This is a genomic window from Halosimplex marinum (assembly GCF_051414075.1).
Lineage (GTDB): Archaea > Halobacteriota > Halobacteria > Halobacteriales > Haloarculaceae > Halosimplex > Halosimplex marinum.
The window spans coordinates 161,199-174,784 of the sequence record NZ_JBLKNY010000006.1; the positions used below are offsets into that span (position 1 = coordinate 161,199).

General features: G+C 70.5%; 13 protein-coding genes. 7 read left to right on the forward strand and 6 right to left on the reverse strand.

Annotated elements, in window-relative coordinates; translation table 11 throughout:
- Window positions 1-81: 81 nt before the first annotated feature.
- Window positions 82-1,134: a thiamine pyrophosphate-dependent enzyme gene (locus ACMGFI_RS17235; RefSeq protein WP_436911141.1), complete on the reverse strand. Its 1,053-nt coding sequence runs from the start codon at window positions 1,132-1,134 to the stop codon at window positions 82-84.
- A 90-nt stretch (window positions 1,135-1,224) separates the two neighbouring features.
- On the opposite strand from ACMGFI_RS17235, the gene ACMGFI_RS17240 reads away from it, so the two are divergent.
- Entirely contained in the window at window positions 1,225-1,578 is a 354-nt protein-coding gene (locus ACMGFI_RS17240) for a DUF7991 family protein (RefSeq protein WP_436911144.1), read from the forward strand.
- 20 nt (window positions 1,579-1,598) lie between these two features.
- On the opposite strand, the gene tmk is transcribed toward ACMGFI_RS17240, so the two are convergent.
- Window positions 1,599-2,204 (reverse strand): dTMP kinase, encoded by a 606-nt coding sequence (tmk, locus tag ACMGFI_RS17245; RefSeq protein WP_436911147.1) that lies wholly within the window; start codon window positions 2,202-2,204, stop codon window positions 1,599-1,601.
- A 142-nt stretch (window positions 2,205-2,346) separates the two neighbouring features.
- On the opposite strand from tmk, the gene ACMGFI_RS17250 reads away from it, so the two are divergent.
- The 3 genes from ACMGFI_RS17250 to ACMGFI_RS17260 all read left to right on the forward strand — a co-directional run bounded on the left by ACMGFI_RS17250 (window position 2,347) and on the right by ACMGFI_RS17260 (window position 5,657).
- Window positions 2,347-2,664, forward strand: coding sequence for a hypothetical protein (locus tag ACMGFI_RS17250; RefSeq protein WP_436911149.1), 318 nt, complete (start codon window positions 2,347-2,349; stop codon window positions 2,662-2,664).
- Window positions 2,665-2,709: 45 nt separating this feature from the next.
- Window positions 2,710-4,506, forward strand: coding sequence for an archaeosine synthase subunit alpha (arcS, locus tag ACMGFI_RS17255; RefSeq protein WP_436911150.1), 1,797 nt, complete (start codon window positions 2,710-2,712; stop codon window positions 4,504-4,506).
- A gap of 554 nt (window positions 4,507-5,060) precedes the next feature.
- The gene (locus ACMGFI_RS17260) at window positions 5,061-5,657 is read left to right on the forward strand and encodes an L-threonylcarbamoyladenylate synthase (RefSeq protein ID WP_436911152.1); all 597 of its coding nucleotides are present in this window, start codon (window positions 5,061-5,063) and stop codon (window positions 5,655-5,657) included.
- A gap of 89 nt (window positions 5,658-5,746) precedes the next feature.
- On the opposite strand, the gene ACMGFI_RS17265 is transcribed toward ACMGFI_RS17260, so the two are convergent.
- The gene (locus ACMGFI_RS17265) at window positions 5,747-7,912 is read right to left on the reverse strand and encodes a heterodisulfide reductase-related iron-sulfur binding cluster (protein WP_436911154.1); all 2,166 of its coding nucleotides are present in this window, start codon (window positions 7,910-7,912) and stop codon (window positions 5,747-5,749) included.
- Window positions 7,913-8,109: 197 nt separating this feature from the next.
- Between ACMGFI_RS17265 and ACMGFI_RS17270 the strand changes: the two genes are divergently transcribed.
- A complete protein-coding gene (locus ACMGFI_RS17270) occupies window positions 8,110-8,709 on the forward strand; it encodes a conditioned medium-induced protein 4 (RefSeq protein ID WP_436911155.1) in 600 nt (199 codons plus the stop codon).
- 506 nt (window positions 8,710-9,215) lie between these two features.
- Here ACMGFI_RS17270 and ACMGFI_RS17275 read toward each other — a convergent pair.
- The 3 genes from ACMGFI_RS17275 to ACMGFI_RS17285 form a co-directional block, all read right to left on the reverse strand.
- The gene (locus ACMGFI_RS17275; RefSeq protein WP_436911157.1) at window positions 9,216-10,205 is read right to left on the reverse strand and encodes a ring-cleaving dioxygenase; all 990 of its coding nucleotides are present in this window, start codon (window positions 10,203-10,205) and stop codon (window positions 9,216-9,218) included.
- A 117-nt stretch (window positions 10,206-10,322) separates the two neighbouring features.
- A complete protein-coding gene (locus ACMGFI_RS17280; RefSeq protein WP_436911158.1) occupies window positions 10,323-10,835 on the reverse strand; it encodes a redoxin domain-containing protein in 513 nt (170 codons plus the stop codon).
- Window positions 10,836-11,105 (reverse strand): glutaredoxin family protein, encoded by a 270-nt coding sequence (locus tag ACMGFI_RS17285; RefSeq protein ID WP_436911159.1) that lies wholly within the window; start codon window positions 11,103-11,105, stop codon window positions 10,836-10,838.
- A gap of 92 nt (window positions 11,106-11,197) precedes the next feature.
- On the opposite strand from ACMGFI_RS17285, the gene ACMGFI_RS17290 reads away from it, so the two are divergent.
- The gene (locus tag ACMGFI_RS17290; RefSeq protein ID WP_436911160.1) at window positions 11,198-11,767 is read left to right on the forward strand and encodes a type IV pilin domain-containing protein; all 570 of its coding nucleotides are present in this window, start codon (window positions 11,198-11,200) and stop codon (window positions 11,765-11,767) included.
- A 159-nt stretch (window positions 11,768-11,926) separates the two neighbouring features.
- Entirely contained in the window at window positions 11,927-13,336 is a 1,410-nt protein-coding gene (locus ACMGFI_RS17295) for a hemolysin family protein (RefSeq protein WP_436911162.1), read from the forward strand.
- Window positions 13,337-13,586 lie beyond the last annotated feature (250 nt).

Below are 13,586 nucleotides of genomic sequence, written 5' to 3' on the forward strand. Positions count from 1 at the left end.
CCGCTCCTCTCGCGACCGGACCCCGCCGCTGGCCGCCGTCGTCCCGGCGGCGCCACCGCCGCTCACACCCGTTCTGCCGGCTCACTCCCGCCGCTCGTCCCGATCGGCGACGAACCGCCGCTGGTCGCGGAGCCGCAGCGGGAGCGCCGCGTAGGCGTGGTCGAACACGTCGGCGGGGTCGGGTTCGCTCCCCTCGGCGGCGGCCACGGCCTCGTCCAGCTCCTCGCGGGCCGCCTCGCGCGCGGCCGCGATGAACTCCGCGTCGACGACGCCCCCATCGCGCAGGTAGTCGGCGTACCGCTCCAGCGGATCCGCGGTCCGCCACTCGGGCAGGCCCTCGGTCGCCGCGTCGCGGTAGCGGTCGGGGTCGTCGGCGGTCGTGTGCGGCCCCCGGCGGTAGGTCAGGCTCTCGACGAGGACCGGGTCGCCCGACAGCGCCGACTCGCGGGCCTCGGCGACGACCTCGTAGACCGCGAGCGGGTCCATCCCGTCGACCCGCACGCCCTCGATACCGTAGGCGTCGGCCTTCCCGGCGATGGTCTCGCTGCGGGTCTGCTCGCCGACCGGCGTGCTGATCGCCCAGGCGTTGTTCTCGCAGAAGAAGACGACCGGCGCGGCGAACACGCCCGCGACGTTGAGCGCCTCGTGGAAGTCGCCCTCCGACGTGGCGCCGTCGCCGAGACAGGCGCACGCGACGCGGTCGGTGTCCCCGCGGGCCGCGGCCATCCCCGCGCCGACCGCGTGGGGGAGCTGGGTCGCGATCGGCGTCGCCTGCGTGAACGTGACCGGCTCCCTGCCTGCGATGGCGTCGTCCTCGTCGACGGGTTCGTACTCGGAGAACCCGCGGCGAAAGCGGAGGATGTCGGCGGGCGAGCGGCCGCGGGCGAGTTGCATGGCGTTCGAGCGGTAGGTGGGAAAGAGCCAGTCGTCGTCGGCGAGCGCGCGGGCAGCGCCGACCTGGGAGGCTTCCTGGCCCTCGAAGGGCGGGTAGCCGCTCATCCAGCCGCGGCGCTGGAGCGCGACCGCCCGCTCGTCGAAGACCCGGGCGAAGACCATGTCCCGCAGGACGCGTCGCGCCAGGTCGGGCTCGACGCTCGTCTCGCCCAGCGACCGCTCGCCGACGACGCGGTGCATACCGTCCCGTGGGGCGGGGCCGAAAAATGGGTTGCGCCGACGCGCGAGCGCAGTCGACACCTCAAAGAGCGCGCGGCGCCTACGGCCGGTATGGTCAGTGCCGTCGACGCCCTCGAACTGGTCTTCCTCGTCGTCGCCCACAGCGCCGTCGCCGCGCTGATGACGCGCTTCTTCCGGGTGCGGCTGTCGACCCGCTGGGGCGGGTTCCTCTACGCCGCCCTGCTCGTCCCGTTCGCGCTCGTCCTGTCGACGCTGTTCTTCAGCGGCGTCCTCCCGCTGGGGCCCGACCTGGGCTCGGCCGGGGCGGTCGTGACGGTGATAATCCTCCTGCCGACGGTCGCGGGCATCACCTTCGACTACTTCTGGATGCCCGCCCCCGACGAGGTCGACCTCCCCGACCGCTGGGACCGGGGCGACCGGCCCAACCGCTACGAGAACCGCTGAGGGTCCGGATAACGGAACGCTCACTCGTCGAGCAATTCGACCACGGCCGACTCCACGTCGGCCAGCACCGCCTCCTGCGGGCGGGCGGCGTCGACGCGGACGAACCGCTCGGGGTCGTCGTCGATCAGCCGCTCGTAGTTCTCGCGGACGGATTCGAGGAACGCGACCTGTTCCATCTTGTTGGTCGAGCCCGCCCGCCGGGCGCCCGTCTCGGGGTCGACGTCGAGATAGATCGTCGCGTCGGGTCGCCGGGTGAACGGCCGGTGCACGTCGCGGACGTAGCCGAGGGGGTCGTCAACGTCGAGGTGCGGGTGGTCGGCGAGCGTCGCGCCCTGGTAGGCGTACCGGGAGTCCGAGTAGCGGTCGGAGACGACCAGCCGGCCGTCGTCGAGGGCGGGGCGGATCGTCCGGTCGAGGTGGTCGGCGTGGTCGGCGGTGTAGAGGAACAGCTCGGCCAGCGAGTCGGCGTCGTCGTCGCCGATCGAGCGGGCGACGGCCTCGCCGTACCACGACTCGGTGGGCTCGCGGGTGAACACCGCGTCGGCGGGGACGGCGCCGCTGTCGGCGAGGTGGGCGGCCGCCGAGGACTTCCCGCTGCCGTCGAGCCCCTCCAGCGTCACGAGCATACCCGTGTGTCCCGGGGGCCGCACCTAAACGACTCGGTCCCGTCCACGCGGCCGGCGGCGTCGGTGCGACCCCGCACCCGGCGCGTCGGCGCCCGGCAGGCGCGCGGACAAGACATACGGTCGTCCGGTCCTCAGCGCCGACATGGAGTTCCGCAACCGGGAGGGCGAGGCGGTCGACCCCGTGCCCTTCCTGGTGGTGACGGGCACGGCGTTCGCCGTGGCGTACTCGTTCGGGCCGGGCTATTTCGCGGCGCTAGGGCTGTCGCTGCGGGGCGGCGTCGTCGCCTCGACCGGCGCCTTCGCCGCGGCGACGGCGGGGACGTACTACCGGCTGGTCTGGACGCTCAGTCCGACCCGCCGCGAGGAGGTACCCGTCGGCGACCGCTTCGAGCGGCTCGTCCTCGCGACGCTTGCCTGTCTCGGTCTGCTGGTCCTGCTGGCGCTGCCGCTGGTGGCGTAGGCCCGAGACGACAGTCTCATCCCACCACGCGCCGACGGGAGAACCATGACCGACCACTTCGAGGTCCACGAGCGCGACGGGGCGGCCCGTCTCGCCGAGGTGCGCCTCGACTCGCCGGTGACGACGCCCGCCCTGGTCACCGACGCCGACCGCGACGACGACGCGCCCGAGGCGGGAGTCGCCCACCCGGTCCTCTCCGAGGAGGGTAGCGGGTGGGCGACCGAACCCGACGCGCCGACCGGCGACGACTCGCGGCTCACCGTCCTGCCCGCCCGCGGGTTCCCCGCCGGCACGCCCGACGAGGTGCAGGAGGCGTTCGCGCCCGAAGTCCCCGACGCCGACTTCCCGAGCGCCGCCGTGATATCCGCCGATACCGCCGAGGACCTCGGGACCGACGCCTACGTCCTCTCCGGCGCCCCGGGGATCGTCGGCCACGCCGAGCAGTTCGTCGACTCGATCGTCCGGGTCCGCGAGGCGATCCCCTACGACGCCGCCCTGTACCTGCCGGGGGTCGCTACGCCCGCGAACGTCGCGACGCTGGTCTACGCGGGCGTCGACCTCGTCGACGCCGACCGCGCCGTCGTCCGCGGCACGCAGGGCCGCTATCTCACCGTCGACGGCCACCAGTTCCTCGAAGACCTCGACGAACTCCCCTGCGCCTGCCCGGCCTGCCAGCAACCGCGCGAGGCGTTCGACCGCGAGGACTGCGCCCGTCACAACGTCAACGCGCTGGCCGCCGCCCTCAAGACCGTCCGCCGGCGGATCCGCGACGGCCGCCTGCGCGACTACATCGAGGGCCAGGCCCGCCACGAGCAGTGGCTCACCGCCGTCTTCCGGCGGCTCGACCAGCAGTACGGCTATCTGGAGGAGCGCACGCCGGTCCTTCGACAGGCCGAGATCACCGCCGCCACGGAAGACACCATCCGCCGGGTGGAGATCCAGCGGTTCGCCGAGCGGGTCACCTCACGCTACCGCAACCGCTTCGACAACCCGCTCGTGCTGGTGCCCTGCTCGGCCCGGAAACCGTACGGCGACTCCCAGAGCCACGGCCAGTACCACGACGCCGTCCAGTGGCGCGCCCACAAGGTGTCGATGACCTCGCCCATCGGCGTCGTCCCGCAGGAACTGGAACTCACCTATCCCGCCCAGCACTACGACTCGGTGGTGACCGGCCGCTGGAGCGCCAACGAGATCGAGTTCGTCGCGGACGTACTGGAACGCTACCTCGAAAACACCGACTACCCTCGGGTCATCGCCCACGTGCCCGAGGATTACCGTCCCATCTGCGAGCGCGTCGAGCAGTCGCTCGGGACCGAGTTCACCTACACCGTCGAGGACCACCCGACCACGACCGACTCCCTGGGCAACCTCGCCAGCGAACTCTCGGGCGAGCTGAAGTACGGCAAGCGCGAGCGCCAGCACAATACCATCAGAGCGATCGCCGACTACCAGTTCGGCGCCGGCGCGGGCGACGACCTCTTCGACGACCTCCGGATCCGGGGCAGCCACCCCGGACTCCAGGCCCACGACGGCGACGGCGAGCAACTGGCCGTAGTCGTCCGCCCCTACGGGACGCTGGCGTTCACGCTCGCGGGCGCCCGCCGCTGGGTCGAGAGCGACGCGCCGACCAAGCGGGTCGAGATCGACGACTTCGTCCCCCACGGGAGCGTCCTCGCGCCGGGCATCGTCGACGCCGACGAGTCGATCCGCGTCGGGGACGAGGTCGTCTTCGAGGGGCCCAGCGCCTTCGCCGTCGGCCGCGCCGAGATGTCCGGCCCCGAGATGGCCCGCTCGACCCGCGGGATCGCCGCCCACGTCCGCCACGTCGAGGAACTGGACTGAGGGAGGACTTCGGGTCGGTCCGCTCGCTGGGCACGGTTAGTACAGAGAAACGCTGTTGCAGTGAGCGGTTGCGGTGCGGTCGGCGCGCGCTGTCGAGCGTGCCCGCCTCGTGGCGGGCCGCTCGAAATAGCCGCGCGAGGGATGAGCACCGCACGCCGTAGGCGCGCGGAGCGCAAGAGGCTGGGGAGGTGTGAGGCCGTCTGCGGTTGCTGTGCGATGCCGTGCGGTCCTGGCGGACTGAAAGGGCGAGGCGCGCTCGCGTACAGTTCAGTCGCCTGAGCGACCCCTATCCGCGCGGGCGGTGCCGAGAGCGCGGATATGTCGCTCAGCGACCGCGAGCGCGCCGAGGGCTTTCATCACTCATCGTTTCCCGCGATCGATCCTCCAGTTAGCGAGCGCGCCAAGGGCTTTCAACGCTTACTGTCGAGTACAGCCGCTCCGACCCAGAACGAGCGCGCCGAGGCCGCTCACCGACTGGCGTCGAACATCCTCGACACTACTCCTAGCGAGCGAATCGCGTCACGCTTTTCCCGCCGACCCACCGAGCACCGACAATGACCGACGTGGAACGGGCCGCACGGGCGATCGCGGACGGCAACCTCGCGGTCTACCCGACCGAGACCGTCTACGGGATGGGCGCGAACGCCGTCGACGCCGACGCTGTCGAGCGGGTCTTCGAGGCGAAGGGCCGCGACCGGGACAAGCCCGTCTCGCTGGGCGTCCCGAGCGTCGAGCGGGCGGCCGAGTACGTCGACCCGACCGAGCGGGAGCTGGCGTTCATGCGGGAGTTCCTGCCCGGGCCGGTCACAGTCGTGGTCCAGCGGCGCGACGCGGTGCCCGACGTGTTGACCGCCGGCCGCGAGAAGGTCGGCGTCCGCGTCCCCGACCACGAGCTGGCGCTGGAACTGTTCGAGGCGGCCGAGGTGCCCGTCACCGCCACGAGCGCGAACCTCTCGGGGACCGGGAGCGTCCGGGAGGTCTCGGAACTGAGCGACGAGGTCCGGGACCGAGTGGCCGCGGTAGTCGACGGCGGCCGCACCGACGGGATGGAGAGCACCGTCGTCGACGCGGAGACGGGCGAGATCCACCGCCGCGGCGCGATGGCCGACGACATCGAGGCGTGGCTCGCCGAGCACGCCGAGGCCGAGTAGTTCGACCCGAAACCGAGGGGCGGTCTCGGGCGGGCCGGTCCCCGTCCAGAGAGGCGCCGTCTCAGGCGAGTCGCCGTCCCAGCGCCCGCTCAATCGTCCGCCGGCGATGCCGCGGCACCCGTCTCATCACCCGCGACACCGCCGTTCTCCCGCACCTCGACGGCCTCGATCAGCAGTTCGGCCACGTCGACGACCTCGAGCTCGTCCTCGAAGCCGCCGGTCTTGCGGCCGTCCTCGAACATCGTGGTACACATCGGGCAGGCGACGACGAACTTCTCGACGGCGGGGCCGGCCGCGGTGTCCTCGACGGCCTCGCGCAGTCGCTCCTCGCTCGGCTTGGGGTCCTCGTCGAACTCCATCCAGAGGCCGCCGCCGCCACCGCCACAGCAAAAGGAGTCGTCGCGATTCCGGGGCATCTCGGCCAGGTCGCAGCCCGTCGCGCGGACCAGCTCGCGGGGCGCCTCGTACTCGCCGTTGTACCGCCCGAGGTGGCAGGGATCGTGGTAGGTGACGGTGTAGTCGAGCTCGTCGCCGCGCAGGCCCAGCCGACCCGCGTCGACGAGGTCCTCGACGACCTGCGTCCAGTGGAAGACCGGCGCCCCGTCCCAGTTCTCGTCGGGCACCTCCAGCATCGGGTCGTCGGCGAACTCCTCGAAGTCGACCTCGGGGTACTCGTTCTCGAAGGTGTTGAACGCGTGGGGGTCCGTGCAGACGACCTTCTCGAACTCGCACTCGTCGAAGGCGCTCACCATGGTCGCGGCCTGCTCGACGAAGAGGAACTCCTCGCCGACCCGGCGGACGTCGTTGCCGTCGTACACCTCGTCGTCGTAGAGGATGCCGTAGTCCACGCCCGCCCGCTCGAATAGCCGTGCGAGCGACCGGGCCACCCGCTTGTTCCGGTCGTCGAAGCTCGGGTAGTCGCCGACGTACCAGAGGTACTCGACCGACTCCTCGCGGGCGTCGGTCGGCTCGACGTCGAGGTCGTCGGCCCAGTCGGCCCGCTTGCGCTGGGACTCGCCGAAGGTGTTGCCCTGCTGCATCACGTTCTGGAAGGCGTTCTGGACGTTCCTGTCGAGGTCGCCCTGGTCGACGAGCTGGCGATTCATCCGTGTGAACGAATCGAGGTGTTCGATCTCGACGGGGCAGGCGTCCATGCAGGCCATGCAGGCCATGCAGGACTCCATGGTCGCGGCGTCGATGACGGAAGTGCCGCCGTCGGCGACGATGTCGATCTCCTCGCCGCCGGCGTCGCGGGCCTCGCGGTAGTTCTTGAGGTCGAGGATCACGTCCCGGGGGTCGAGCGGACGGTTCGCGGCCTTGGCGGGACAGGCCGCCGAACACCGGCCGCACTTGGTGCAGGCGTCCTGGTCGAGCAGTTCCTTCCAGGTGAAGTCGTCGATGGACTCGGCGTTCGTGGCGTCCAGGTCGGCGGGGACGCCGGGGAGGCGCCGGCCGGCGTCCTCGTCGCGGGCGACGACGTTGGCGGCCGAGGCGAGCATGTGGAAGGGTTTCCCGAGCGGGACAGCGGCGACGAATGCCAGCGCGAGGATCGCGTGGCTCCACCAGACCAGCGGGTAGGTCGCCTCGGCCGTCGCGGGGGTCATCCCCGCACCGTCGAGGGCGACGGCGACCGCCCAGCCGACGAAGCTCACCGTCTCGAAGTCGGGGAAGTCCTGCCCGAGGATCCGCCACCCCTCGGTGAGGTAGCCGCCGACGCCCAGCAGGAAGAGCGCCCAGACGAAGAGATCGTCCTCGGCGGAGGTGTGGCGGCCCCACAGGCGGCCGTCGCGGGCGGCGTAGCGCCGGTAGAGCAGGACGCCGAGGCCGACGACAAAGAGGAGACCCATCGCGTCGACCACGAACGAGTAGGTGAGGTAGAAGTCGCCGACGAAGAAGGACTCGCCCGTCAGCGGGCCGTAGATGTCCATGTCGATGCCGAGGATCGTGGTCGCGATGAGCAGCGTCAGGAAGCCCCAGAGGACGAACGCGTGGGCGAGGCCGGCGACGAGGTCGCCGTCGCGCAGGGTCCGGTTCGAGAGGACGACCCGCGCGGCGGCGACGACCCGCCGCGGGAGGTCGTCGAGGCGGTTGAGCGGGTCCTCGCGGCCCTCGGCGTAGCGGGCGACGCGGCGGTACGACCCCAGCAGGAAGACGGCGATGGCGACCGCGGCCAGGTAGTAGAACGCCGCCTTCCCGACGGGGCCGATCCCCCAGAACGTCGGGCGGGTCGGCGCCCCCGCCTGGAGCACGAGCATACCCTAGAGGCGGACCACGCCGCGCATAAAGCTTGCCACGAATTCGCACGACAACGACACGCAACCGGCGTCCCGTTTGTCGGTTTCGGTGCCGGAAGGGCGCCAGTCACCGGGAGTGGCCGTGCTCTCTGACTGCCCGTTCGTTCGCAGGTGTCAACAATTATTTAGGTGTGTGGCCCCGGAATTGGGGTCGGGCAATGGACGAAAAGACCGAGGAACTGCGGGACATCTTCATGGACGTTTCCGACGAGGAGACGGTCACGGAGACCCAGGAGGAGCCGCGGGGCTCCATCGCGGACCAGCCGGACGAGGCGACCGTCCGCGAGCGCCTGCGGGGGGTGATCGAGGCGCTCGACGACCGCTACGACTTCGACTCCGACCTCGAGACGGAGGCGTACGTCGAGCTGGTCCGGGGGTTCTACGACGACGGGTCCGACGAGGAGCTCGCACGGGATCTGGGCGTCTCGACCGAGGAAGTGTTCCGCGCACGCATGGATCTGCACCTGTTCCGGGAGGGCGATACCGACGCGCCGTTCGACGTCTGCGAGCTGCGCCGTCGCCGCGACGAGCCCGACGCCGCGCTCGCCGAGGAGTTCGGCGTCGAGGCGGCGACGCTGGCCCGCTACCGCCGCGTCGTCGACGCCCAGGACGCCGCCCGGGCCGCGAACCACCGCTACCGGACCGAGTTCGACGAGATACTGACCGACGCCGCCATCTCGGGTCAGCTCACCGAGTCCGTCGCGGAGGACGGCCTCGACGAGGCCGCCGAGGACATCGAGACCGACGTGTCGTTCTGAGTGGCGGCTTCGATGCCGGTTTTTCCGGCGCTGAGGTCTCCATCTGCGCTCGACTCGTACTGACGTGTTTCGCGTGTGAGTTGAGTCGTTGTTTCTGTCCGTTCTCGTTTGGAAAGAAGTCTGATGAACCCGACCGCACTCGTCATCAGGCGCTGAAAGCCCTCGGCGCGCTCGCGGTCGCTGAGCGACATATCCGCGCTCTCGGCACCGCCCGCGCGGATAGGGGTCGCTCAGGCGACTGAACTGTACGCGAGCGCGCCTCGCCCTTTCAGTCCGCCAGGACCGCGCCGCACAGCACCGCAGACGGCCACGAACCTCCCCAGCCGATTGCGCTTCTCGGCCTTCGGCCTGCGATGCTCATCCACCGTCAGAGGCAAGCTCTGACGAGCCTTCTCTCACGAGTTCGAGAAGACCTCGCGCGGTTTCCGTCGCGCGCATGAAAGCGCGCTCCAGCACGCGCCACGGTGGCTGTTTCTCGGTCCGATACGCGCGTCGGCCGAGCGGTCTCAGTCGTCGGCTTCCGCCTGTTCCGCTCTCGGGACGGTCACGTCGGTGAGGTTGGCCTCGATCTCCTCGCGGCGGTCCTCGAACTTCCCGGGGAGGACGAGCCGGCCGCCCAGGTCGTCGAGCGGTTCGTCGCTGGTGTAGCCCGGATCCCTGGTCGCGAGTTCGAAGAGGACGCCGCCGTGCTCGCGGAAGTACACCGAGCGGAACCAGTGGCGGTCGATCTGCTGGGTGGGGCTGAGCCCGCGCGAGCGGACGGCCTTGCGCATGGCCTCCTGGTCCTCGTCGGTGGGCGTCTGGAAGGCGACGTGGTGGACCGTGCCGTGGCCCTGCCGGCCGCCCTGGATCGTCGGGAGCACGTCGACGTACTGCCCGACCTCGCCGGTCGCCTCGAAGCGGGTGCGCTCGTCGCCGGGCGTGTCGCCCTCGGCCGCCTCGGTGCCGACCCGCTCCATGCCCATCGCCTCCAGCAACTCCTCGGTGGGCTGGGGGTCGGCGAGCCACAGCGTCACCGAGTGGAACCCGCGGATCGCCGCCTCCTCGGGGACGAACTCCGCCCACGGAACGGTGGGGTCGTCATCGGAGATTTCGACCTCGACGAGTTCGACGGGGAGGCCGTCGGGGTCCTCGAAGGGGAGGACGGTCTCGCCGAACCGTTCGACCCGGTCGTCGTAGTCGACGCCGTAGTCGTCGAACCGATCCTCCCAGTAGTCGAGGCTCCCCTCGGGTACGCGGAACGCGGTCCGGGAGACCTGGCCGGAGCCGACCTTCCCCTGGGTCATCCCCTCCCACGGGAAGAAGGTCATGCTCGTCCCGGGCGTCCCCTCCGCGTCGGCGAAGAAGAAGTGGTAGGTGCTGGGGTCGTCCTGGTTGATCGAGCGCTTGACCAGCCGCAGGCCCAGCGTCTCGACCCAGAAGTCCATGTTCCGCTGGGGGTCGCCGGCGATGCAGGTGACGTGGTGGATGCCCGGTGTCGGGTTCGGATCTGCCATTGCTCCCGGTACGCGCTCGCGGTACTTCAATAGGCGCTGACATCGATGTCACCGGGTCGCGCCGGCGTCCGCGGTCCGCGGCGACGCGGTGGTTCCCGAATCTCCGCTCGACCGGCCCTACAACTCGTCCATCGCGTCCTCGACCTCGTCGTAGTCGGGGAACTCGGGCCACTCGTCGGCCACCCAGGCGTACTGGACGACCCGCTCCTCGTCGAGGACGAAGACGGCCGGTCGAGGCTCGGAGACCCCGGCCATCCCGTCCAGGTCGTTGACGATGTCGAACCGCTCGGCGACCTCGTTGCTCGGGTCCGAGTAGAGTCGGGCGTCGACGCCGCGCTCGTCCAGCAGGTCGGCGTGCTCGTACGGCGAGGAGATCGACAGCCCGACGACCTGGGCGTCGCGGTCGAGCCACCCGCGGTCGCGGACCTCGTTCCAGACGTAGGTCGCGGGGAAGGCGCCGTCCATCGGGTGGAAGACGAGGACGACGGGTCCCTCGTCGGTCAGCGTCGAGAGCGACACGTCCTCCCAGTACTCCGGCCCGACCAGCGGGCGCTCGAAGTCGGGGACGCGGTCGCCTTCCTCGGGGTGGTCGGTCTCGGGGAGGTCGACCACCTCGAAGGGCAGGTCCATTCAGGCGCCCCCCTTCGCGCGCTCGCCGTACGTGGCGTCGAGGTACTCGACGATGTTGCCGCTCTCGGACATCGTCACGCCGGTCGACTCGTCGACGATGGCCGGCACGGAGCGTTTGCCGGTGAGTCGGGCGACCGCGTCCCGGTCGCTGTGCATCGGCTCGACGAACCGCGAGCGGTAGTCGAGGTCGTACTCCTCTAACTTGCGGACGACCCGCTCGCAGAACGGGCAGGCCTGCAACCGGTAGAGCGTGATGGCTGGGTCGCTCATCTCGTCGGCGATAGGGCCAACAGCCGGGTAAGCGTGTCGCCGCCGGCAGTCTCCCCGGAACCTTATGTGCGATGGGGCGGCCACCCCGGCGCGTGACCGACCGTACTCCGCGGGCGCCGACCCGACCGTCCCGCCGCAGCGACCGCGCAGCGAGTCCGGTCGTCGGCGTCGTCGTCCTCGTCGGGGTGACGGTGCTGCTCGCGTCGACCGTCGTCGCGGCCGTCGGGCTCGACCGCGCCCGTCCACAGCCGGCGCCGCAGGTCAGCCTGGACGCCGAGCTGTCGGCGACCGACGGGTGGCCGGACGGCCAGCGACTCCGGATCGTCCACGAGGGCGGCGACACGCTGAGCGTCGCGGACCTGGCGGTCGTCGTCGCGTTCGAGCGCACGGGCGACCGCGCGCGGCTGTCGGGGTTCCCGACCGGGCGGCTCACGGACGAGCACCGGCGGGGGGCGGACCTGTTCGACCGGACCTACGCCGGGGTCGACGGGGCGCTCGACGCGACGCAGACGGACGGACGATGGACGGCGGGCGAGACGGCCACCGTCCGGATCGCACAGGGCGAACTCGACGTGCGTCCGGGCGACCGCGCGACGGTCAGGGTCGTCCACCGGGAGGCGGGAGCGGTCCTCGCCGAGCGAGTCGTGACCGCGGGGGCGTGACCGCCAGGTCGGGACTGCGGTGCGTGGCCACGGGGGCGTGACCGCCGACTCGCGGTCGAGGTCGCAACTTCGCCGTGGGATCGCCCGAAGCGGTGGCGACGGCGGGAGATCCGTGGTATGGCAAGACTTAATCGCGCCGCCATACAAACTCCGGCGTCGATGCACATACCGGTAGCAGCGTGGCCGCTATTGGGAGCCGTAGAGCCGCTCGCGCAGATACTCGGCGTCGAACTCTCCCGGGGCGTCGTCACCGCCGGCGGTATCGTGATGATCCTGTTTCTCATCATGGGCTCCGGATTCTTCTCCTCGTCGGAGATCGCGATGTTCTCGCTGCCGGACCACCAGGTGGACGGGATGGTCGAGCAGGGCCTGCGCGGCGCACAGGCGGTCAAGTCCCTCAAGGAGGACCCTCACCGCCTGCTCGTGACGATCCTCGTCGGGAACAACATGGTCAACATCACGATGTCGTCCATCTCGACGACCCTCGTCGGCTTCTACTTCGACCCGGGGACGGCGGTCATCGTCTCGTCGTTCGGTATCACGTCGATAGTGCTGATATTCGGCGAGACCGCGCCCAAGTCCTACGCCGTCGAAAACACCGAACTGCACGCGCGGCGCGTCGCCCGGGGGCTGAAGATCGTCGAGAAAGTGCTGTGGCCGCTCATCACCGTATTCCACTACGTGACGACGATCGTGAACAACATCGTCGGCGGCAGCCCCTCGATCGAGTCGTCGTACGTCACCCGCGACGAGATCCGGAACATGATCAAGACGGGCGAGCGCGAGGGCATCCTCGACGAGGAGGAGCGCGAGATGCTCCAGCGCACCCTCCGGTTCAACAACACGATCGCCAAGGAGGTCATGACGCCGCGGCTGGACATGGACGCCATCTCGACGGAGGCGTCCATCGACGAGGCCATCGAGCAGTGCATCCACAGCGGCCACGCGCGCCTGCCGGTCTACGAGGGTAGCCTCGACAACGTCATCGGCGTCGTCAACATCCGCGACCTCGTCCGCGACCGCAACTACGGCGAGGCCGGCGACGGTGACCTCGAACTCGAGGACCTCATCGAGCCGACGCTGCACGTCCCCGAGTCGAAGAACGTCGACGACCTGCTGACCGAGATGCGCAAGGAACGGCTCCACATGGTCATCGTCATCGACGAGTTCGGGACCACCGAGGGGCTCGTGACGATGGAGGACCTCACCGAGGAGATCGTCGGCGAGATCCTCGAGGGCGGCGAGGAGGAACCGATCGAGTACGAGGACGACGACACCGTCGTCGTCAAGGGCGAGGTCAACATCGAGGAGGTCAACGAGGCGCTGGACATCGACATCCCCGAGGGCGAGGAGTTCGAGACCATCGCCGGGTTCATCTTCAACCTCGCCGGCCGCCTCGTCGAGGAGGGCGAGGTGATCGACTACGACGGCGTCGAGATCGCCGTCGAAGCGGTCGAGAACACCCGCATCATGAAGGCCCGCGTCACCAGAACCGAGGCCTACGACCCCGCCGACACGCCCGAGGACGAGGAGGTCGAACCCGACACGGGCGAGGCCCAACCCGAGTGACCGCGGACGCGGCCACCGCCCGAGTGGTGCCCCACGCGGCCACCGCCCGGACCGACGGGAGGGGCCACCGCCCGAGCCAGCGCCGACCGCCCTGACCGGCAGCGGCCCCGTCGTCCCGACGGACTTCGACCGCTCCCCGTTCCGTTCTCGCCCGCCGTGTTCCCTGTTCCGACGCCTCCGTTTCGGCTGGAGATCCGCCGGCGAGCGACGGGTTCGCGTCGCCGGTCGGTGGTCCGGTTCCACGTCGGGG